The sequence below is a fragment of the Aequorivita sp. CRS11 genome (assembly GCF_059693805.1).
The window spans coordinates 471,304-492,713 of sequence record NZ_JCATIG010000001.1; the positions used below are offsets into that span (position 1 = coordinate 471,304).

A 21,410-nucleotide genomic window follows, 5' to 3' on the forward strand; every position below is an offset into this window, starting at 1 on the left:
TCCGGACGTGGTTAAATCAGTTCGCTTCTTTAAAAATAACAGTCTGCTGCGTGCTACCGTCTTGATAGTTTTCCTCTATTTTATAGAGTCCTGGATCCAAGGTATTTATCAATGTAGGATTGTTTATACCCAATGAATCTTTGGGCGTTACGGTTATGTTGGTGTTAAACACATTGTCGTTAAACCTCGTAATTCTGCCATCCGTTGGTTTTCGGTTGTAGTTGTCGTAACACCTCCTTGCCTGGGGGTAAAAGACGGAACCTATTTCGTGCTTTATCAATATGGCAGAATGGTTAGGATGGACAATGGTGCTGTAATCCTGTTCGTTTTTATCTATCTGCAAAAGGATGGTGTTGTTGTTGGAATAGAACGAAATGTCATTATAATCGGCCGGTTCCGGACATTCGCAACGGCATTCCACAAAACGGTACTCAAAACCGGGCTGGAAATGGGGCGGAATGTAATGCGGCGGCAAGGGTCCGACCACATAATATTCCCCTTTATAGGGTTCATATAAAGATGCCACCGTTGTGGTAGCGTTTATCAATGGTTGGTAGGCCCCGATTTTTTCCCGCATTCTGCGAACCTGACCGGGAGTCAAGTAATCTTCTATGCAATCAAAACAATAGGCATCGCTCATAGCGTTTTTGACATCTTCAGGGAAAATTTGATATTGCACCTCATCCTCATCTTTTTCAGTACCGAAGTATTCACAATTTTCATTCACGTATGGGCAAAAGCCCACTCCGTTGTCAAAATGATAATAACACGTATTGGCAGCAGTATCCACAACATTGTCATCGGCACAAGGGGCATTATAATCATCGTTTTGATTACAAGGAGGAGGCGTTGCTATTCTTGTAGTATGTTCCTTATTGGAGCATCCATTTGTTTTAGAACGAGTATGGTACAGCCCTAGGGCATGGCCCATTTCATGAGTAGTAGTAACGCTATTTAGCTTGTCTGCCTTTAATATTATCATATCGCTGCCTACGCCTCTGGCAGCACCTCCAAATTCTGAACCATAGGGCACGTAGATGTTTATGGCATTTGGCGTTTTATGGTTGTTTGCTGCATAATTAAAAAATTGACCGATTTGACATCTGCCTACATTACCATAACCATCAGGGTCGTATTGGCCGGGATAGTTTACGCATTGATACGTGTCCGGTATTCCGTCACCATTGGTGTCCACTAACTCATATTTCACCAGTGGAAGGTTTGCGGGGGTTGTAAAGGAATCATAGCCCCTATACTTAAAAAAGATATTATATTGATTGAAAAAAATGTTCAGCTTGGCAATACATTCCAATACCTTGTCCTCACTGAACTCACCCCAGCCGTAGGATCCATCGGGTTTTTGTACTTGCCAGAAAAATACGTTCAAAACAATAGGATCATCGGTACTGGGATCCAATGGAGCCGTGGAATAACTGAACGCTCCTGAAGCGTCAGAACTTTCTGTGCTTTCGGTAGCGCAAGTGTCTAAATAACTTTGGGCAAACATCTTTTTTGTATTTCCCATAAAAATACAAAAAATAAAACAGAGAAATAACGTGGTTGGTCTCATAAAACAGTATTTAGTTAAACAATAATTTTAAAAAATCACTTTCTAAATAAGGTTTATTTTTTAAATGTAGTATTATAAGGTTACAAGTTTTTTAAAATATGTTAAGAATTTGCTTGCATGCCAAATGTAAGTGAAGAAGATATTTCAAAACTTAAAAAGAGCCTTCCCATAAACTTGGGCTTGGCCATTAAAATGGCAAGAAAGAAAAACAAACTCTCCCAAACGGAATTGGCAACGCTTACCCTTAAAGACAGGCAATATATTTACAAAATAGAACAAGGTAAAGTCACTCCGAACATTGTAACTATAGGCATAATAGCTAAAGCCTTAAACCTTTCCATACCCGAGCTACTTGAAAATTTGTAACAACCCAAGAAACTATTTTCATCAATTTAACCGAATTTATTAAATGATTTTTTAGCCTATCCATTAATTGGGTTATTCGTAAATTTGTCCAAAACCACATCCCTATAATGAAAATATATACCAAAACCGGCGATGCAGGCACTACTGCCCTTTTCGGCGGCACACGGGTTCCTAAGCACAACATCCGTATTGAAAGTTATGGCACTGTAGATGAACTTAACTCATACCTTGGATTGATTCGCACGCAGGAAATTGACCCACGCAGCAAAGAAATATTAACACAAATACAAGATAGACTTTTTACTTTGGGTGCCATTTTAGCAACAGACCCTGCGAAAGCCACACTGAAAAGCGGCAAGGAACGTCTCAACATTCCCAAAATTGACGAGGAAGACATAACGCTTTTGGAAAATGAAATGGACCAGATGAACGATGCCCTGCCAGCCATGACACATTTTATATTGCCGGGCGGAAATACTACCGTGTCATATTGTCACATAGCCCGCACTGTCTGTCGTCGCGCAGAGCGCCGTACCACGCTATTAAATGAAAATGAGCCCATTGATGAACGGGTACTTATGTATTTAAACCGACTATCTGACTATCTATTTGTGCTGGCACGGAAGTTGTCTAAAGACACAAACGCGGAAGAGACGCAGTGGATTCCGGAGAAGTTGTGAGTTGTCGGTTGTCGGTTGTCGGTTGTCGGTTGTGAAAAATGACAAAATGTATTGATTTTCAATATTTTCGTTAAAAAGCCGAGCTATAAGCAAATATGTAATTTACTTACAATCAAACATTTAAAAACGTTCTTTAAAATATAGCAGAAATAATTTGGATTTTTCTTGACTTTTTAATCTAAAAAATTACTTTTGCAGAAAATTAAAACCTAAAGTGCTATGTACTGGACATTAGAATTAGCATCCTATTTAAGCGATGCACCCTGGCCCGCAACCAAAGACGAATTGATTGATTACGCGATCAGGACCGGTGCTCCACTGGAAGTAGTGGAAAACCTTCAGGCAATTGAAGACGAGGGAGACTCTTATGACTCTATTGAAGAGATCTGGGCAGATTACCCAACCGACGATGATTATCTTTGGAACGAGGATGAATATTAATCCCAAAGATTTGGGAAACAATTAAAATAATATAAAAAGTCTCTTTTACGGGGCTTTTTTTTATTTAAAAGCTTTTAAAATATCGCCACGAATTCACGAATGATTGTATAAAAAAACATTCGTGAATTCGTGGCTAAAAAACAAAATTGACAAAAAGGTGCTGCGCTGCAACACTTCAAAATAAACACACATCATGGGAATATTAGATAACGTACTAAAAGTTTTTGTAGGCGATAAATCAAAAAAAGATATTGGCGAAATACAGCCGCTTGTAAACGAAGTTAAGAAACACGAAGCAGCAATAGAAAAACTCTCCCACGATGAACTTAGGGCGAAGTCAGATTTCTTCAGAAAAGAAATAAAAGACGCCCAAAAGGAGGTGCAACAACAAATTGACAGTCTTGAAAAACAATCTGAGGAAGAGCAGGACATCAACAAAAAAGAAGAATACTACAATCAAATAGACAAACTTAAGGACGACCGCTACGAAATTGAAAAAGCGACCCTTACCAAAATACTTCCCGAAGCTTTTGCCGTAATGAAAGAAACCGCAAAGCGCTTTAAAAACAACGAAACCATTACTGTTACCGCAAGCCCTTTTGACCGCGAGATTTCCGCAGATAAAGACTACGTAACCCTTGAAGACGACAAAGCCATTTGGAAAAACTCTTGGGATGCCGCCGGAAAACCCATTACTTGGGATATGGTACACTACGATGTTCAGCTAATCGGTGGGGTTGCACTTCACGAAGGAAAAGTAGCCGAAATGCAAACTGGGGAAGGTAAAACTTTGGTCGCCACGCTGCCAATGTACCTCAACGCCCTTGCCGGAAACGGCGTTCACCTTGTAACCGTAAACGATTATCTTGCAAAACGTGACAGCGCGTGGATGGCTCCCTTGTTTGAGTTTCACGGAATGACAGTGGACTGTATAGACAACCACCGTCCCAATTCCGCAGCGCGAAGAAAAGCCTATCTCTCTGATATAACTTATGGAACCAATAACGAATTTGGTTTTGATTATCTGCGTGATAATATGGCGCATTCGCCAGACGATCTTGTACAGCGTCCGCACCACTATGCCATTGTAGATGAGGTGGATTCGGTATTGATTGACGATGCCCGTACACCGCTTATTATTTCTGGGCCCGTGCCCGAAGGCGACCGTCACGAATTCAACGAGCTAAAGCCAAAAATCAACAATATTGTTGAAGTCCAGAAAAAATATTTGACAGGCGTACTGGCCGAGGCCAAAAGGCTTATAAAGGAAGGTGATGAAAAAGAAGGAGGCTTTCAATTGCTACGCGTTTATCGCGGGTTGCCAAAGAATAAGGCACTTATAAAATTTCTTTCGGAAGAAGGGGTAAAGCAAATTCTGCAAAAAACCGAAAACCACTATATGAGCGACAACAACCGCGAAATGCCAAAGGTTGATGCCGAGCTCTACTTTGTTATAGATGAAAAGAACAACCAGATAGAACTTACCGATAAAGGTGTGGATTATCTTTCGGGCGAAGGCGATCCCGATTTCTTCGTAATGCCAGAAATTGGAACCGAAATAGCCAAGATTGAAAACAAAGGACTTTCAAAAGAAGAAGAAGTTGCCGAAAAAGAAGAACTTTTCCGTGATTTTTCGGTAAAGAGTGAGCGTATTCACACCATGAACCAACTTTTGAAAGCATATACGCTTTTTGAGAAGGACGATCAATATGTGGTGATGGAAAACAAGGTTTTGATCGTGGACGAGCAAACTGGTCGTATTATGGACGGTCGTCGTTACAGCGACGGACTTCACCAAGCTATTGAAGCGAAGGAAGATGTGAAGATTGAAGCCATGACCCAGACTTTTGCTACCATTACTCTTCAGAATTACTTCAGAATGTACCGCAAGCTTTCAGGGATGACCGGTACGGCGGTAACAGAGGCTGGCGAACTTTGGGAAATCTATAAACTGGACGTTGTTGAAATTCCAACCAACCGCCCAATTGCGCGATTTGACCGAGAAGATAAAATTTACAAAACCAAAAGAGAAAAATACAACGCCGTAGCGGAGGAAGTTACAGCGCTCTCAAAAGCCGGAAGACCTGTTTTGATCGGTACCACTTCCGTAGAAATTTCAGAATTATTGAGCCGAATGTTGAGCATCCGTAACATTCCCCACAACGTTTTAAACGCAAAACTCCACAAACGCGAGGCAGACATTGTAGCCGAAGCGGGAAAAAGCGGAATTGTTACCATTGCCACCAACATGGCGGGTCGTGGTACGGATATTAAACTGAGCAAGGAAGTAAAAGAAGCTGGCGGACTTGCGATTGTAGGTACCGAAAGGCACGATAGCCGTCGCGTGGACAGACAGTTACGTGGCCGTAGCGGTCGTCAGGGAGATCCGGGAAGCTCGCAGTTTTATGTTTCCTTGGAAGACAACTTGATGCGCCTCTTCGGAAGTGAGCGAATTGCTAAGATGATGGACCGTATGGGCTTGAAGGAAGGCGAGGTTATTCAGCACAGTATGATTTCAAAATCCATTGAACGCGCGCAGAAAAAGGTGGAAGAAAACAACTTTGGAATCCGTAAACGTTTGCTGGAATATGATGATGTAATGAACGCCCAACGGGAGGTGGTTTACAAACGTAGATACCACGCATTGTTTGGCGACAGACTTCGTGTGGATATTGCAAATATGATTTACGACACTGCCGAAGTAATTGCCGAGAGCAACAAAATGGCGCAGGATTATAAGAATTTTGAATTTGAATTAATTCGTTTCTTCTCCATGAGCTCCCCTATTTCCGAAAAGGAATTTGAGAAAATGGATGCCCGCGAAATTGCCGGAAAAATATACAAAGCGGCCTATGTTCACTATCAGGATAAAATGGCCCGTAACGCTGAAATGGCTTTCCCGGTTATCAAAAATGTTTATGAAACCCAAAAGGATAAATACAAACGAATCTTGGTTCCATTTACAGATGGTGTAAAAACGCTGAACGTGGCTACCGATCTTGAAAGAGCATACGAAACCGAAGGAAAGCAATTGGTGAATGATTTTGAGAAAAATATCACCCTTGCCATCATTGACGATTCCTGGAAGACCCATCTCCGTAAAATGGACGAGTTGAAACAATCCGTACAGCTGGCGGTCCATGAGCAGAAAGATCCTTTGCTTATCTATAAATTTGAAGCTTTTGAACTTTTTAAGGCGATGATTGAGAAAGTGAACAAGGATGTTATTTCCTTCCTTTTCAAAGGAGAATTGCCCCAGGAAAACCAACAGCAAATTCAGGAAGCACGCGAGGTAAAAAGAAAAGAAAACCTTAGTGAGCAAAAAGACGAAATTCCAAATATGGACGAGCGAGCTGCACAGTCACGCGCCGCTGGAAACACACAACCCCAGCGCCAACAGGTAACGGAAACCATTACCCGGGAACGCCCAAAAATAAACCGCAACGATAAAGTTACTATTAAGCACGTGATGAGCGGTGAAAACAAAACCATGAAATTCAAACAAGCTATTCCATTGCTCGATAAGGGCGATTGGGTGCTTGTGGATGAATGAAGATTTAGATTTTAAATATTTTTAGAATATTGATATTAATCCCGATGTATCTGCGTCGGGATTTTTTATGTTGAATACTGAAACTTAGTGCTTGCCATTCGCCTTGCTTTTATTTGGCTATCAATTATTTATAGATCTTAAAGTCGTAAATGAGGAAGTTTTTCATAATTTTAGATTTCAAAATCAACCTATTAAAAAATCAACATTATGAAAAAAGCACTATTTACATTAGTATGTTTATCGCTAGTATTTATTTCCTGTAACGATAACACAAAAGAAAAAATGGTAACGGAAGACACTACCGTAGTGGCAGACACAACTGCTACTGAAGAACCCGAAATGATAGAAGAACCTATGGATTCTATCGCGATGCAAAAAGCTTGGGAGGCCTATATGACCCCTGGCGAGCCACATAAAATGATGGCCGAAGAAGTAGGCAAATGGAACAACGAAATGACTTTCTGGATGGGGCCAGAGGAAGAAAAAGCCACATCAACTGCCGATATAAAAATGATCATGGGTGGTCGCTACCAAGTGGGTAACTATTCAGGTAAAATGATGGGAATGGACTTTGAGGGCCAATCTACACTTGCCTATGACAATGCCACCGACGAATATATTTCTACCTGGATAGACAATATGGGTACCGGATTGGGCGTACTACGCGGAACGTACGACGAAGCAACAAAAGCCACTACACTAAACGGCACTATGGTTGATCCCATGACCGGCAAAGACAAGCAGGTACGCGAGGTATATACTATAGTGGATGAGAACACCCGCCGAATGGAAATGTACGAAATCGGGGCTGATGGCAAGGAAGTAAAAACCATGGAAATCTTGATGAAAAGAGCGTAATTTTAATTCCAAACAATTATTTTCAAATCCCGAGCTAAGTTTCTCGGGATTTTTTATTGGGAAAATGGAGTATCTTTAAACTCAAAAATAAGACTACTATGAAAAAGATTTTCATCGAGTTTAAATGGGCAGTCATTTTCACCATCACCATGCTTTCGTGGATGTTACTTGAAAAAACGCTTGGCTGGCACGAAGAGCAGATTGCGGACCATCAGTGGCTCACCCTTCTGTTTGCTCCTTTCGCAATACTGATGTATCTATTGGAAATGCGCGAAAAAAGAAGACGGGTTTACGGCGGAAGAATCACTTGGCTTCAGGGCTTTATTTCAGGAGTTATTCTGAGTGTTTTTGTGGCATTGCTTTCGCCCTTGGGTCAATACATTACCCATAATTATATCACTCCCCAATACTTTAATAATGTGATAGAATATTCCGTAACCAACGATCTGATGACCCGTGAAAAAGCAAACGACTATTTCAACATAAACAGTTATATGTGGCAATCTGCCATTGGAGCTTTCGGTTTTGGGGTTATTACTGCGGCAGTGGTTGCAATCTTTGTGAGGAAAAAGTAATTTTTCCGTACCTTGAACACTTGTTGATTTGATTATGCGGTTTACTTTAACTACCATATTTTTTTTCTTCTTTCTATTAGATATTTTCGGCCAAAGCAATAACGACTATACCGATATGTTGCTGGAAGCCCAGAATAATTTGTATGTCCAGCCTGCGGAATCCGTTAAGATAGCGGAACATATAATTCAAAAAACCACAAATTCCACACAGCGCATTCAGGCCCATTTATTGGATGCCGAAGCGTTTACCGTCATGGGGAATTATGACAATGCAGTAAAAGCAAACATAGAAGCAAAAAAACTGGCAGAAAGTGCCCAGGATTTGGAAATGGTGGTTAAAACAAGTGTCTCATCCATTGTCCTGCTTAACCAATTGGGAATGGATGTAGTGGCAAAAGAATATTTTTTGAGGACGAAGACATTTGTGGGAGAAACAAACAAACAAAAAATTGCTACGTATTTGAAAGGCGGAACAGAATTACTTGAAGGTTATACATTTTTAGAAACAGAAAATTATTCACAAGCATTACAAAAGTTTATAAATGCTAATTCATTTTTTAACGAAATTCCCGATGAAATACTCCGCAACCAAACTACTGCGGTACTAATTGAAACCTATCTGCCCGCTACAAATCTTGATTCAGCAAAGCAGTTTTTTCAATCGACCCTCCAGAATACTTCAGGAGCTCCACCCAATAATTTTCTACAGATGGTTACCCTTAATCAGCTTGGCAAAGTGTACTTTCTGCAGAAAGACTATTACCAATCGCTCACCTCCTATCAAGCGGCATTGGAGATTTCAGAAAACCTGAACAACAAACCCTATATCTCAAAAATAATGGAAGGGCTTTCCGCTACTTATTTGGCATTGGACAAAGCCTCACTTTTTTATTCCAACAGAACTGAAAGTAGCCAAATTACAAATACTGTGGAAGTTGAAGAAGACAAGGCCGTTAACTCCCTCTACAATTATATAAACGATAACCACACGGAGCAAAAAGAGAAGGTGAAAAAAGCATACCAAAATAATCTTATGCTTATGGGCGGCATCTTATTTCTTTTACTGCTCACTTGGGCAATTTTGAGGTACCGGTATAGAAATAGGGCCAGACAGTATGAACGTTTTATAAACTATTTTGAAAAGAAACAAAACCCAATAGAAACGTTGCCAGAAAAAGAGGTTTCCAAAAGAATGAACATTCCCAAGGAAACGGAAGAGGCCTTGATAAAAAAATTGAACCAGTTTGAAAATTCAAAGCAATTCACCAAACAGGATATGTCGTTAGCCCTGCTAGCCTCCCAGTTTGAAACAAACACCAAGTACCTTTCTGAAATAATAAATACCTATAAAAACAAAAACTTCAACAGTTATATAAATGAACTGCGTATAAATTACATTACCGATAGACTTAAAAACAACAAAACCTATCTACAGTATAAAATAAGTTATTTAGCCGAGGAAAGCGGTTTTTCCTCACACAGCAGTTTTGCCACTGTTTTTAAAGCCGTTACGGGCATACCGCCTACGGTGTTCATAGAACTTCTAAGAGACCAAAAAAAGCAATCAAAAATTTATGCGGAAGAATATGAGGAAGCAGAATAATGTAAGAATTTTAGTACTCTTAAGCATTTTGTTGCTTTTACAAACTGCCTATGCCCAAAAAGAGGTGGACAGCATATTGGAAAAAGCCAATGTCCTTATATATGAAAACCCAGATAGGGCAATACTTCTAGCCCAACAAGCATACAATTATCCTGATGCATCCGTAAAGAACAAAGTAAACGCATTACTTGCTATTTCAACCGCATATTCCTCAAAAAGAGATTATAACAAAGCTGCGGAATATGTGGAGCGTATTAAAGGTTTAATTCCAGATATAAAAAACAAACGGCAACAGATGAACATCCTTAACAGAATTGCCGGCCATTATCAAGAGTTACAGATTTATGACAAGGCAATTGATTATTTGGATGAATCATTATTATTGATTGAAAAGTATCCAGCGCAAGATTCCGTTCAATCATTTTTAGGTTATAATGCAACATTAAGGGGTTTTATCTATCGGGAACAGATGAACTGTGAAATTGCATTAAAATATTTCGACAAAGCAATTAAAGCTTATGAAAAAGCCAAGGAGCCACATTTAAGAAACGCCAACCTCAGCATCTGCTATTATAATAAAGGGAACTGTCTTTTAACTCTCAATAAAGTTGATGAAGCAAAAACCACTTTTTTAAATTCTATTGACTATGCACAAAATGCAGAAGCAAAAAGCTTAATTGCATTTGGACAAAAAGGGCTGGCCGAAGCAAAAACACTGGAAGGAAAATATAATGAAGCAATAACTCTTTTAAACAATGCCCGCCAGACATCAGAAAATGTTGGCGATTTAATTTTAAACAAGGGACTTTATGATGGGCTGGCAAATAATTATTTGGCCCTGCACGATTGGGAAAATTACACCATTTTTCACAGCAAATTTCTGTCATTGCAAAAACAGACAAAAAAAGCGGAGAGAAAATCAGTAAACAAATCATTGATAAACCTAACGGAAAGCAAGGCGGAAGAAATTGGCACCTTACATAAATTTTATAGCCCTATTCAAATCGGCCTGATAATACTCATCATTTTTGCTTTGGGCATGATAATCCGACTGCTCATTTCTGGAGAGAAAAAACTTAAAATTCTTCAAGAAAAACTAAAAAATTAGGCGAGATAACCTTTTTTACACTTCATTTTAAAAATTTAATAAAATTTTCTGAAAAGACTTGATATACAGCTTTTTATAGATATTTTATACTTTCGAAATTCGTGAATTTCAAAAGATAGTTCCTTTTATTATAGTATAACACCACATACTTTAGCCCTCAGTTAAAAGAATACTATTAAATCAATAAAAACTTTTAAAATGAAAAAAACACTATTACTATTTTTATTCTTGTGTGTAGTTAGCACAAGTACGCTATTTGCCCAATTTGTGGTAAAGCCTACCTTTTTTGAAACCCAAGGAGTTTCAAATGAAGGAGTGGTATCTGGGTATGAAGCTCAGGCAGGGCCCTACTCGCTTTGGAATGCCGATACAAATACATTTGAAGAAATCGGCGGCGCTGCTCCGGGATTAGGAGTTGGAGGAGGCGTAAGGTTTTCAGGAGATGGAAATTTACTCTCTGGTACTTCTTATATGGACGTTACAACCCCAACAGAATGGGAAAAAATGAATACGGGATATAACTATATATTCACAGGTATTGAGTTTCCGGACAATCAGAGCTCTCTTGGTTTTGCAGCTGGACAATCCTCAACCTATAATGGAAATGGAATAATTTTAAGAACCTATGATGCCGGAGATACTTGGGAACAACTTTGGACGGGTACCAACCAAGGTATCGAGGGGATTAGTTTTCCCGATTCCTATACAGGCTATGTAGCTGGATGGAGTGGATACGCTGGAAGAACTACAGATGCAGGAAATACCTGGACCTCCATGAACCCTGGCACAGACATTTGGTACTATACCGATGTTGTTTTTAAAGATTGGCAAAATGGAATTATAGGAGCTTTCCCAAACAGTGCACCCGGTATAATATATTACACCTCTGATGGAGGGAATACTTGGAATCCAGCTACGGGAGTGACTGCAATTCCTGACCAACTTACTTATGCAGGTGGAGACACATATTTTATGGCCTCTAACGGTGGAACAATTCAAAAATCTACAGATAACGGAGCAACTTGGACTACGGTTCATACTGGTTCAAGCATTTTAGCAGGTATCGATTTTTATGATATGAATACTGGTTTTGCTGTTGGTGACGACATTGTACTTAAAACTACTGATGGAGGCGCCACCTGGCAAACTATTACTGTAGCAAACAGTCCCGGACCAATCTGGCGCGATGTAGCATGGTTAGACGCAGACCACGTTACCCTAGTAGGAACTCCCGAAATGATTTTTACTTCAGAAGATGGGGGCGAAACCTTCCCAATAAACAATATGGGCACTTCTACTTTTAACGAAGCGCTATATGAAGTAGTATATACTCCAAACGGTCGTGGTTTTATTTTTGGTTCACAAGGAGTAATGTTCAGAAAAGAGTCTGAAACAAACACCTATTCCATACAATCCATGTACAATGTTACCAATAATGAATGGACAGTGTTAGGTAGTTTTGATATGTCTGTTGACGGCAGTTTAAGTTCTGGTTATAATATCTCTGCAGATGGCAGTACCGTCGTGGGAAGCGCATATGTAGAACCAACTCCAGGCGAACCTGGTATTGCAGTTCACGCAACGGCTTGGACGGCAGCTGATGGCCTAGTTGATTTGGGCAGTCTTTATACAGACATAAACCGAAGTACAAGAGCCAACGCCGTAAGCGGTGATGGAAACGTAATTGTGGGATGGCAGGATTTCAACGGTCCGTGGAAATCTGCCGTATGGCGCAAAGATGCCAACGGCGATTGGTTACCAAACGAATATCTTTTGATTGACCCAAATGGCGACCCCACAGATGAATTCAACCAATTGGGTGAATGTAGCGCTATCTCTGAAGATGGTAACTGGATTGGAGGTCGCGGAGATTATGCAAATAATGGTGAACCATGGATATGGAGTGAAGCAACTGGATATATTTCATTGGGAACTTTGGCTCCTGGAAGTAGTGGCAACGTTACTGGCATAAACCACGATGGAAGCATGGTTATTGGATATTTCCAAATTGGCCCATGGGATCCAAACGTTCCTTTTATATGGACAGCAAGCAGTGGTTTACAGGAATTCAATTCATTCGTGTCAGATACTTTAGGTTATACTATGGATGCAGGACCTATATGGGTTCCAAATGCGATTTCATTTAATGGAGAGTACATTACGGGTTGGGGATATGATCCAACTATTGGCCCTTGGGGCGATTTGTTTACTTATCGGGTACAACTACCAGCTGTTCCCACCAATGATGCCTGTGTAGAGGCAACGGTATTAGCCTGCGGTGATTTGGTTACAAACTCTACCATCTTTGCAACCGATTCTGGTGGAAACGCTTCCCCAGATGTGTTTTACTCATATACAGGCACAGGCAATCCAGAAATAATTACACTTAATGCCTGCGGTCCAGAAACCAATTTTGCAACTACGGTTAGGGTTTATTCCGATTGTACACTTACCAACCAAATAGCATTCAATGATAGTTCTTGTGTAAACCAACCTGAACTTGAGTTTGAATCGGATGGTACCACCACTTATATTATAATGGTAGAAGGTTATGACAATACACAGGCTGGAAACTTTCAGTTAGGAATAACCTGTGAAACTATTTTAGGGATAGGTGAAAATCAGTTAAATAGCATCGCACTATATCCAAACCCTGTAACAGATGTTTTACAGATTTCATCAAAAACTGAAATTACTTCAGTGGCCATTTATAATGTGAATGGACAACAATTGATGAACAAGGAGTTAAGAGCCTTAACTGGTGAAATAAACTTGAGCTCTTTAAGCACAGGCATTTATTTTGCCAAAGTAACTGCCAATAACAGTACTGAAACTTTTAAAATCATTAAGAATTAATAGTTAGAATGTAATTTTTTCATAGTAATTGATTTTAATTTTGAGAAAACCGCCTCTTATAATTTTGGGGCGGTTTTAAAAAAATAATAAATACTCCATCACTATACTCCCCTTTTTATGCACTTTAAGTGTGAGCCCCTTTTTCATAAAAATGAAAAGGGGTTTTTATTTTGAAATATTTAATTATTTAATAATAAGTAGTTTTCATTTCATATAATAGCGGTTATTGAAGCGAAACATTGCTGTAAGTAGAATTTATGGTAATGGTTTTGTTTGAACGGTTATTTTGGTTGAATCCTTTTACCAAAACTCTACCTGCACTTTTGGATTCGTTCAATTGAAGGGTTTTGGGGTATTTCAAAGTAGATTTGCTTCCGGTGAAATAAAAGGAAAACGCACCATTGGGAATTTTCACTTTGGCATCGGTATTCTCTAAACGTATATCAAGCGTTTCAAATCCATCAGAAACCTTATCGATTCTTAAATTCCCAAAAGAACCCGATAGGAACGCCTGGTTGGATACGTTGCCAATACGGACGTCGCTGGAATTGGCTTGAAGGTTTATATTCTGAACATTATCAATTTTACAGTTATCTACATATTTTACATTCAAACCTCCTTGTTTCCAAACATTAACTATAACCGGCGCATAAGATGCATTGATGAGGGTTTGTCCCCCATCAATGCTATTTGCCGTAAATGGCGTGTAATTTAAATTGGCCTTAACATTATTGGCATCTGCCATTTTCAGATCGCCGTGGCGCACATTAACCTCAGTTTTCGTATTTTTTGGCAGACGGATTATAATGGTTTTCTTCACATTAGTATTATTCCCGGTGCTGCCACGATTTCCCTGAATAATGATAGCGGTCCCGTGTGGGCTTTTGGTTACTGTCTTAGTGTAATTGCCTCCCTCACTGTCATACTTCTTTTCAATTTCGTTTGCCCAAGCTTCCATTTTTTTGCCGTATTCTTCGCCCCAGGCCTCCATTCGTTTTCCAAAATCCTCACCCCAAGCTTCCATTCTTTTTCCATAAGCTTCACCAATACTGTCTGCTCGTTTTTCATCCCAGGAATCCTCAAAACTTTTGCCCCATTCCTCCATTCGTTTTTCAAAATCCTTTCCAAACTTTTTGTCCATTTGAGCTTCAAACTTTTTCATATAACCCTCTTCGTCCCTCTGAAATTCTTCATAATCAAACTGAATGTCACCTATGTTTTCCAATAAATCTTCAGGAAGTGGCGGCACTTTTATGTTTTGGATCATGGGCATCACCATATCTTCCATTAGCGGACCAATAAAGTCAAGGTTAGGCATTTCGTTCATTGCAAAGGGCTGGTTACCGGCATTGGAGGTAACAGTTATTTTCTTACTGTTTCCTGTCACGTCCAGGTCCCAATTTTTCATCAGTTGTTCCTTTTGGCTTTCAGAAAGGTTATCCCCTTCAATAAAGGCCTCCACCTCTACCTTATTTTTGTTCCAGGTTTCAAAAACTACATTTGTAAAAGATGTATTTACAGAAATTTCTACATTATCGGACACATTGAAGCTCTCCACATATTTTTTTTGTGAATAGCCAAAAGTAGTGGCCAATGCTAGTACTACAAGGGTACTAAGTTTGAATAGCTTTAAATTCTTCATTGTTTTGATTTTTAAGTTCTTTTAATTTGTTTTTAAGTTTGAACAGCAGATCCAAACGAAGTTTCAAATTGTCAATCAATGCGGTTACTGTTGCTTCAGTGGGGCCCACTTTGCTCAGTTCTGCATTTAGCGAATTGTATTCCTTATCCAATTCGGCAAGCCGCTGCATATAACCGTCCACCAAGTCTTTATTGTCATCGGTTATCTTAAGCGAAGCCAATTGTACATTTATTCCTGCCATATAATATTCCTCCACCTTCTTTAGGTCTGGCGAAATATCTGCCAAAGTTAGTTTTGGTGTATCAGCGTTTTCTCCAGTGACGGTAGTGTTTTCCACAACGGCGTTATTTGAATCGGTGAGGGCATTGTTTTTGGACAATTGCTGATATCCAAAAAAGCTCACTGCCAAAAGCACTACTACCATTGCGGCTATTTTAAGCCAAGGGATCGATGTGTTTTCCTCTTCAGATATATTTTCCGAAAAAGACTTGTCCAGTTTGGCTTCAAAACGTGCCTGGTGACCCTCCCTAAGTTTGGGAGTTTTAGGGTCATAATTTTCGAACATTTTTTTAATATCCTGTGCCATAGCGCAAGTGTTTTAGTGTTTCTTTTAATTTTGTTTTTCCGCGGTGTAGATAGGTTCTCGATGCATTTTCAGAAATCTGCAGTATTTCTGAAATTTCCTGATGGTCATATCCTTCAATCAAAAATAATTTTACCGTTGCCTTATAATTCTCCGGTAATTCCTCAATTGCTGAAATCACTTCGGAAATGGAGGTTTCATCAGAAATAGACCAATCAGCTTCATCTTCCACAATTGTATAGACCTCTTCATTCAATGATTGTAGTTCCAACTTTTTTGATTTAAGAGTATCAAGACAAGTATTTATTACAATCCGTTTTAGCCAAGCTCCAAAAGTGACGTCTCCCTTAAACTGGCTAAGCTTTTTAAAAGCTTTAATAAATGCTTCCTGCATCGCGTCTTCCGCGGCCGCGGTGTCCTTTAAATACCTATGGGCAATAACATACATCCCGTCACAATATTTACTATATAGCGCCATTTGTGCCTTTCGGTTGCTTTGTTTACACTGCTCGATAAGTAATAAATCGGACAAACTTGATGGTTTTTTGGTTGCTGTTCACTTAAAAGACGACAAAACTATTTAGTTGTTGCAGCTTTTAATTTTTTTATTGAAAATTTTTACCACAATTAAATTCAGATTAGGTTGTTGAGCCTATTAAACTGCGCTTAATCTTATTGTGTGGACTAATTAAATCTTGAAAATAAAAATTTTGTATATTAACCCAATATTCATCGTTACCGTAAATAATTATTTCCAGAATTTTCTCCCCTGATAATTTTTGGCACACATTATGCCTAAGTAATTAAAAATTAGTATATAAATTACTGTTAACTTATCTTAAAAAAATGTTCATTTTTTATAAAACAGTGATTATTTGTGCTAAATTTGATAAAACCATCTACCTATGAAAAAGAAATACGCAGATTTTGATAAACTAAACCGCTTGCTCGTAGCCTGTTTTGAAGCTGAAAAACTGTATTACAATGCAGCACAGGACGCGCAGACTACCGACTTAAAAAGGTTTTTGAACTATATGGCTGTGGAGCGCAACCGGATGAGCCATGATATTTCAAACGAACTTCATTCCCGAGATATCGAGCCTTTAAAACAGGACTCCGAGAAAGGAAATATTGACCGTTCTTGGCAAGAAATTAAAGAAGCTTTAGAATATTTTGATGCCCAAGCCATTGTGAATTCCTGTATAAGTCGTGACCGTAACAATATTAAAAGATATGACGAGCTTTTAGAACGTCGGGAATTACCAGACAGCATTCTGGAACTTCTGGAAAAACAAAAATATCAATTGGAGTGGTATATAAAGCAAGCTGCCCAACAGCCTAAGAAAAGTCCATTTGTTGAAGAGAAGATGGAAGAAAAGAAAGAAGAGCCAGCGAAAGAGGAAGAAGGCGGAAAAGTGATAAATCTAAAAGCTATGTAAAATAAAAAGCCCCGGGAATTCCGGGGCTTTTTTTATATTCCTTCCTTTTTTACTCATCGAGCAATAAATTTAGGTTTACGGTAATATTATCACGTGTTGCTTTGGAAAAAGGACATATTTTGTGCGCATTCTTTATAATACTTTCCCCAGTTTTTACATCCACACCGGGAAGATAACAATCCAACGTTGCTTCTAAAAAAGCACCATCTTCATCTTCACAAAAACCGATTGTTGCTGTAATGCTAAAATCTTCTGAGAGTTCAATTTTTTTCTTTTTGGCTATAACTTGTACCGCCCCGCCAAAGCATGCCGCATAAGCGCCTCCAAAAAGCTGTTCAGGGTTGGTGCCATCTCCACCGTCGCCACCCATCCCTTTCGGAACAGACAGCGCTAAGTCAAGCTTGCCATCATCAGTATTTAAATGTCCCTTTCTTCCTCCTACTACAGTAGTTGTTGCTTCATATAATGTTTTCATCTTTTTATTTTTTGATTAAATTCCAGTCAATATACTACCGAAAACTGGCTTTTTAAAAAACATATTCATAAAATTGTCCTAAATTCACGCTGTGGCAGAAAAGAAAAAAAACATAAGCGCACTTAATGAAAAGGAAGGGGTTTCGCATCCAGAAACCTTGAATCTGAAAGTTGCGCAACAACTTAAAGCAAAATTAAAATCAACTCCTTCCGCCAGTGAGTTAATTAATGGAATCCTTCAAAATGACCAGTCCGCACTTAGCAGAGCCATTACAATTATTGAAAGTAGCGCACAAAAGCACCAACAACAAGCAAAAAAAATTATTGAAAACTGTTTACCACACGCAAACAAATCCATTCGTATAGGAATTACAGGTGTTCCCGGCGTGGGTAAAAGTACTTTTATTGAAAGCTTTGGAAAGCTATTAATTTCCAAAGGAAAAAAGGTTGCAGTGCTCACCGTTGATCCTAGTAGCAGCATTAGCAAGGGAAGTATACTTGGCGATAAAACCCGCATGGAAGATTTGGTAAAAGAAAAAAACGCTTTTATCCGTCCGTCAGCCAGTGGCGATACCTTGGGCGGCGTAGCCCGAAAAACCCGCGAAACCATTATTCTTTGTGAAGCCGCCGGCTTTGATGTTATCTTGATTGAAACCGTTGGCGTGGGCCAAAGTGAAACCGCCGTGCATTCCATGACCGATTTCTTTTTATTGCTGAAGCTTGCAGGTGCTGGCGATGAACTGCAAGGCATAAAGCGCGGTATTATGGAAATGGCAGATTCCATAATTATCAATAAGGCCGATGGCGAAAACCTAAAGGCTGCAAAATTGGCAAAGACAGAATTCAACCGTGCGCTTCACCTCTACCCTGCAAAGGAAAGTGGTTGGGCACCAAAAACCCTCTTATGCAGTGCCATTAAAGACGAAGGTATTTCCGAAATCTGGGAAGTGGTTTCCAACTATTTCGAAACCGTAAAAAACAACGGCTATTTTCAGCATAAAAGGAAAGAGCAAAACAAATTCTGGTTATTGCAGACTATTGAAAGCAGATTGAAAAGTGAATTTTACACAAACCCTTTAGTCAAGATAGAACTGGAAAAACAGCTAAAAGCCTTGGATGAAAACAGGACTACCCCTTTTGAGGCTGCGGAGAAATTATTAAATCTTGAATAATTTACTGAAAATTACTTTTAAACCATTCGGTCTGTGCCTCCAAACCCTCTTTTAGCGCCGTCTGTGGGTTGTAGTTCAATAATTTTCTAGCTTTGTCAATATTCGCTTTGGTTCGCGATTGATCACCAGCGCGGGGTGGTTTTATTTCGGTGGCAATTTTCTTCTGAAGAATTTCCTCAACCGTTGCAGTGCCCTGTGCCGTGGTACTTTCAGTCTCAGTACCAAGATTGAAAATTTCACCATTACAGATTTCCTCATTGCCAATGGTGCTTACAATCCCGTCCACAATGTCCTGAACGTAGGTAAAACTGCGCAAGTGCTTTTCACTGCCGTCAAAAAGCGGGAAAGGTTTGTTGTTCAAACCGCAATCAATCAATCGGGTATAAAGTTTGTCGGGTCTTTCGCGCGGGCCGTAAACCGAAAACAAGCGGAAGGAAGTGCCCTGCAATTTCTTTTCCCGGGTTTTTGCCAAAACCAATTGCTCTGCGGCAAGTTTCGTGACGCCGTACCACGAGGCAGGCTTGGGTGCTACAGTTTCTGGAAACGTCGCTTCAAGACCATAGATGGAAGAAGTTGCTATATTTACGAAATAGGGTTTCTTCGGTAGGTTTTCAGCAAACTCAAGCAAACGCTGCGTCGCCAAAATATTATTGCTGAAATAATCCTCAAAAGTAGATTTATCTGAGATTCCGGGATGGGCGGCAAAGTGGAAAATATAATCCAAATCACTCGGAAGCCTTTCAGCCAAATTATCCGTTCTCAAATCTAAATTTCGAACTTCAATGTTTTTTTCGGACAGCGCCTTTGTGTTAAGCTTTTTTAATTCAACATCATAATAGGGCGAAAAATTATCAACACCAATCACCTCATGGCCCATTTCCTTTAATCTTTCCGCAGTATGCGAGCCTATAAACCCAGCTGCTCCCGTAACAAGTACTTTCATAGAATCTGTTTCAGCTGCAAAAATAGCATCTTTTTTAAGCAATCACTTTTATTATTATGAATTATCCGAAATACACACATAAACTTTTAAACCTATAAACTTCTAAACTAAAAAAATTACTTTTGCAGAAACCTTTTCAAAAATTTAGATGTACGAATTCACCATAATTGTACCTGTTTACAACGAAGAAGAAAACCTGCAACGGGTAGAAAAGGAACTACTAGCCTACACACAAATTGCTACCAAAAAAACTTCCATCCTTTTTGTAAACGATGGCTCCAAGGACAACAGTCAAGCGCTGATTGAAGAAATCTGCAACCGAAACGAAGCTTTTCATTTTATTTCTTTTAAAGAAAACCGCGGTCTCAGTGCTGCCATAAAAGCTGGTTTTGATTATGCTGAAAGTCCGTTGGTTGGTTATATTGACAGCGACTTGCAAACGGCTCCGGAAGATTTCAATCTACTATTGGAACACATTGGCGAATACGATTTGGTAACGGGCGTTCGCGCCGACAGAAAGGATAAGTTTGTAAAGAATATGTCGTCCAAAATTGCAAATGGCATTCGTCGCGCCTTTACCCACGACGGAATGGACGATACGGGCTGCCCGCTAAAAGTGATAAAGACCGATTACGCAAAACGCATCCCAATGTTCAAAGGGCTTCACCGGTTTTTACCAGCTATGATTCTTTTGCAAAACGGAAAAATAATACAGGTTCCCGTAAAACATTTTCCGCGTATTGCTGGCACGGCCAAATTTGGACTTTGGAACCGTTTGATTGGCCCTTTGATGGACTGTTTCGCCTATCTTTGGATGAAGAAAAAGTACATCAACTATGAAATTAAAAGCAAGGGATGAGTAACTGGATTGTGTACAGCATCGGTTTTTTGGCACAAATCCTCTTTAGCGGAAGGCTAATTATACAATGGATTCTTTCCGAAAAAAGCAAGCGCATCATTACTCCTTCAGCGTTTTGGAAACTGAGTTTATTCGCTTCTTTTCTGCTTTTTGTTTACGGTCATTTACGTGATGACTTTGCAATTATGCTCGGGCAAGCGCTCACGTATTATATTTACATCAGAAATCTCCAGTTACAGGGCGAATGGCAAAAATCACCAAAATGGTTGCGCCTTTTTCTCTTTGTCTTCCCAATATTGATTGTTATCTATGCCTACAACAATGGCGAATACGATATAGACAAACTTTTCAGAAATGACGCTATCCCGCTGTGGCTTTTGCTTTTGGGCATTATTTCACAAATACTTTTTACGTTGCGGTTTGTCTATCAATGGGTTGTTTCAGAAAAAACAAAAACCTCGCAACTGCCAGTTGGTTTTTGGAGGATGAGCGTTTTGGGGGCATCCTTAATCTTGATGTATGCCATCTTCAGAAAAGATCCGGTACTTTTTGTAGGCCATATTGCTGGTTTGATTATTTACGTTCGCAATATTTTCATTTGGAAAAAACAACTGCGCTATGAAATGCCCATTAAAGATTATAAAACAACCGAAAATGAATAACTTGGGCATTACACTTCCTCTATATC

Annotated in this window: 19 protein-coding genes; 13 read left to right on the forward strand and 6 right to left on the reverse strand. The window is 39.5% G+C overall.

Going from position 1 to position 21,410, the window contains the following annotated elements; translation table 11 throughout:
- Positions 1 to 16: 16 nt before the first annotated feature.
- Positions 17 to 1,507, reverse strand: a complete 1,491-nt coding sequence (locus tag AC58DT_RS02270; RefSeq protein ID WP_497215162.1) for a zinc metalloprotease — start codon at positions 1,505 to 1,507, stop codon at positions 17 to 19.
- 180 nt (positions 1,508 to 1,687) lie between these two features.
- On the opposite strand from AC58DT_RS02270, the gene AC58DT_RS02275 reads away from it, so the two are divergent.
- From AC58DT_RS02275 to AC58DT_RS02315, 9 genes are all read left to right on the forward strand, one after another.
- Positions 1,688 to 1,936, forward strand: a complete 249-nt coding sequence (locus AC58DT_RS02275) for a helix-turn-helix domain-containing protein (RefSeq protein WP_497215164.1) — start codon at positions 1,688 to 1,690, stop codon at positions 1,934 to 1,936.
- Between the two features lie 107 nt (positions 1,937 to 2,043).
- Positions 2,044 to 2,616 carry a cob(I)yrinic acid a,c-diamide adenosyltransferase gene (locus tag AC58DT_RS02280; RefSeq protein WP_497215165.1) on the forward strand — a complete coding sequence of 191 codons (573 nt, stop codon included), beginning with the start codon at positions 2,044 to 2,046 and terminating at the stop codon, positions 2,614 to 2,616.
- A gap of 219 nt (positions 2,617 to 2,835) precedes the next feature.
- Entirely contained in the window at positions 2,836 to 3,057 is a 222-nt protein-coding gene (locus tag AC58DT_RS02285) for a DUF2795 domain-containing protein (RefSeq protein ID WP_014782927.1), read from the forward strand.
- Positions 3,058 to 3,250: 193 nt separating this feature from the next.
- A complete protein-coding gene (gene secA / locus AC58DT_RS02290) occupies positions 3,251 to 6,610 on the forward strand; it encodes a preprotein translocase subunit SecA (RefSeq protein WP_497215166.1) in 3,360 nt (1,119 codons plus the stop codon).
- Between the two features lie 207 nt (positions 6,611 to 6,817).
- A complete protein-coding gene (locus tag AC58DT_RS02295; protein ID WP_497215167.1) occupies positions 6,818 to 7,468 on the forward strand; it encodes a DUF1579 domain-containing protein in 651 nt (216 codons plus the stop codon).
- A 98-nt stretch (positions 7,469 to 7,566) separates the two neighbouring features.
- Positions 7,567 to 8,043, forward strand: coding sequence for a DUF4199 domain-containing protein (locus tag AC58DT_RS02300; RefSeq protein WP_497215168.1), 477 nt, complete (start codon positions 7,567 to 7,569; stop codon positions 8,041 to 8,043).
- 34 nt (positions 8,044 to 8,077) lie between these two features.
- Positions 8,078 to 9,646, forward strand: coding sequence for a helix-turn-helix domain-containing protein (locus AC58DT_RS02305; protein WP_497215169.1), 1,569 nt, complete (start codon positions 8,078 to 8,080; stop codon positions 9,644 to 9,646).
- A complete protein-coding gene (locus AC58DT_RS02310; protein WP_497215170.1) occupies positions 9,630 to 10,754 on the forward strand; it encodes a tetratricopeptide repeat protein in 1,125 nt (374 codons plus the stop codon). The genes AC58DT_RS02305 and AC58DT_RS02310 overlap by 17 nt, the downstream gene beginning before the upstream one ends.
- Positions 10,755 to 10,952: 198 nt before the next feature.
- Entirely contained in the window at positions 10,953 to 13,610 is a 2,658-nt protein-coding gene (locus tag AC58DT_RS02315; RefSeq protein WP_497215171.1) for a YCF48-related protein, read from the forward strand.
- Between the two features lie 223 nt (positions 13,611 to 13,833).
- Here AC58DT_RS02315 and AC58DT_RS02320 read toward each other — a convergent pair whose 3' ends face one another.
- The 3 genes from AC58DT_RS02320 to AC58DT_RS02330 are packed head-to-tail and all read right to left on the reverse strand — an operon-like array spanning position 13,834 to position 16,367.
- Positions 13,834 to 15,252, reverse strand: coding sequence for a DUF4097 family beta strand repeat-containing protein (locus tag AC58DT_RS02320; protein ID WP_497215172.1), 1,419 nt, complete (start codon positions 15,250 to 15,252; stop codon positions 13,834 to 13,836).
- Positions 15,224 to 15,838: a hypothetical protein gene (locus AC58DT_RS02325; protein ID WP_497215173.1), complete on the reverse strand. Its 615-nt coding sequence runs from the start codon at positions 15,836 to 15,838 to the stop codon at positions 15,224 to 15,226. The genes AC58DT_RS02320 and AC58DT_RS02325 overlap by 29 nt, the downstream gene beginning before the upstream one ends.
- Positions 15,822 to 16,367, reverse strand: coding sequence for an RNA polymerase sigma factor (locus tag AC58DT_RS02330; protein WP_497215174.1), 546 nt, complete (start codon positions 16,365 to 16,367; stop codon positions 15,822 to 15,824). The genes AC58DT_RS02325 and AC58DT_RS02330 overlap by 17 nt, the downstream gene beginning before the upstream one ends.
- Positions 16,368 to 16,740: 373 nt before the next feature.
- Between AC58DT_RS02330 and AC58DT_RS02335 the strand changes: the two genes are divergently transcribed.
- A complete protein-coding gene (locus AC58DT_RS02335) occupies positions 16,741 to 17,274 on the forward strand; it encodes a DUF2383 domain-containing protein (protein WP_497215175.1) in 534 nt (177 codons plus the stop codon).
- A gap of 49 nt (positions 17,275 to 17,323) precedes the next feature.
- Here AC58DT_RS02335 and AC58DT_RS02340 read toward each other — a convergent pair whose 3' ends face one another.
- Positions 17,324 to 17,749: an Ohr family peroxiredoxin gene (locus AC58DT_RS02340; protein WP_497215176.1), complete on the reverse strand. Its 426-nt coding sequence runs from the start codon at positions 17,747 to 17,749 to the stop codon at positions 17,324 to 17,326.
- 91 nt (positions 17,750 to 17,840) lie between these two features.
- Between AC58DT_RS02340 and meaB the strand changes: the two genes are divergently transcribed.
- Positions 17,841 to 18,920, forward strand: coding sequence for a methylmalonyl Co-A mutase-associated GTPase MeaB (meaB, locus tag AC58DT_RS02345; protein ID WP_497215177.1), 1,080 nt, complete (start codon positions 17,841 to 17,843; stop codon positions 18,918 to 18,920).
- Between the two features lies 1 nt (position 18,921).
- Here meaB and AC58DT_RS02350 read toward each other — a convergent pair whose 3' ends face one another.
- A complete protein-coding gene (locus tag AC58DT_RS02350) occupies positions 18,922 to 19,863 on the reverse strand; it encodes an NAD-dependent epimerase/dehydratase family protein (RefSeq protein ID WP_497215178.1) in 942 nt (313 codons plus the stop codon).
- Between the two features lie 148 nt (positions 19,864 to 20,011).
- Here AC58DT_RS02350 and AC58DT_RS02355 point away from each other — a divergent pair, with 148 nt between their 5' ends.
- Together AC58DT_RS02355 and AC58DT_RS02360 are read left to right on the forward strand one after the other, a co-directional pair.
- The gene (locus tag AC58DT_RS02355; protein ID WP_497215179.1) at positions 20,012 to 20,722 is read left to right on the forward strand and encodes a glycosyltransferase family 2 protein; all 711 of its coding nucleotides are present in this window, start codon (positions 20,012 to 20,014) and stop codon (positions 20,720 to 20,722) included.
- A complete protein-coding gene (locus tag AC58DT_RS02360) occupies positions 20,719 to 21,384 on the forward strand; it encodes a lipid-A-disaccharide synthase N-terminal domain-containing protein (RefSeq protein ID WP_497215180.1) in 666 nt (221 codons plus the stop codon). The genes AC58DT_RS02355 and AC58DT_RS02360 overlap by 4 nt, the downstream gene beginning before the upstream one ends.
- The last annotated feature ends 26 nt before the right edge of the window (positions 21,385 to 21,410 follow it).

Excerpts from the sequence above, each read along its gene's own strand:
- AC58DT_RS02360 (WP_497215180.1), top strand. The coding sequence starts at position 20,719 with ATGAGTAACTGGATTGTGTACAGCATCGGTTTTTTGGCACAAATCCTC.
- AC58DT_RS02335 (WP_497215175.1), top strand. The coding sequence starts at position 16,741 with ATGAAAAAGAAATACGCAGATTTTGATAAACTAAACCGCTTGCTCGTA.
- AC58DT_RS02355 (WP_497215179.1), top strand. The coding sequence starts at position 20,012 with ATGTACGAATTCACCATAATTGTACCTGTTTACAACGAAGAAGAAAAC.
- AC58DT_RS02300 (WP_497215168.1), top strand. The coding sequence starts at position 7,567 with ATGAAAAAGATTTTCATCGAGTTTAAATGGGCAGTCATTTTCACCATC.
- AC58DT_RS02270 (WP_497215162.1), bottom strand. The coding sequence starts at position 1,507 with ATGTTTGCCCAAAGTTATTTAGACACTTGCGCTACCGAAAGCACAGAA.
- AC58DT_RS02320 (WP_497215172.1), bottom strand. The coding sequence starts at position 15,252 with ATGAAGAATTTAAAGCTATTCAAACTTAGTACCCTTGTAGTACTAGCA.
- AC58DT_RS02305 (WP_497215169.1), top strand. The coding sequence starts at position 8,078 with ATGCGGTTTACTTTAACTACCATATTTTTTTTCTTCTTTCTATTAGAT.
- secA (WP_497215166.1), top strand. The coding sequence starts at position 3,251 with ATGGGAATATTAGATAACGTACTAAAAGTTTTTGTAGGCGATAAATCA.
- AC58DT_RS02285 (WP_014782927.1), top strand. The coding sequence starts at position 2,836 with ATGTACTGGACATTAGAATTAGCATCCTATTTAAGCGATGCACCCTGG.
- AC58DT_RS02325 (WP_497215173.1), bottom strand. The coding sequence starts at position 15,838 with ATGGCACAGGATATTAAAAAAATGTTCGAAAATTATGACCCTAAAACT.
- AC58DT_RS02340 (WP_497215176.1), bottom strand. The coding sequence starts at position 17,749 with ATGAAAACATTATATGAAGCAACAACTACTGTAGTAGGAGGAAGAAAG.
- AC58DT_RS02350 (WP_497215178.1), bottom strand. The coding sequence starts at position 19,863 with ATGAAAGTACTTGTTACGGGAGCAGCTGGGTTTATAGGCTCGCATACT.
- AC58DT_RS02310 (WP_497215170.1), top strand. The coding sequence starts at position 9,630 with ATGAGGAAGCAGAATAATGTAAGAATTTTAGTACTCTTAAGCATTTTG.
- AC58DT_RS02315 (WP_497215171.1), top strand. The coding sequence starts at position 10,953 with ATGAAAAAAACACTATTACTATTTTTATTCTTGTGTGTAGTTAGCACA.
- AC58DT_RS02275 (WP_497215164.1), top strand. The coding sequence starts at position 1,688 with ATGCCAAATGTAAGTGAAGAAGATATTTCAAAACTTAAAAAGAGCCTT.
- AC58DT_RS02280 (WP_497215165.1), top strand. The coding sequence starts at position 2,044 with ATGAAAATATATACCAAAACCGGCGATGCAGGCACTACTGCCCTTTTC.
- AC58DT_RS02295 (WP_497215167.1), top strand. The coding sequence starts at position 6,818 with ATGAAAAAAGCACTATTTACATTAGTATGTTTATCGCTAGTATTTATT.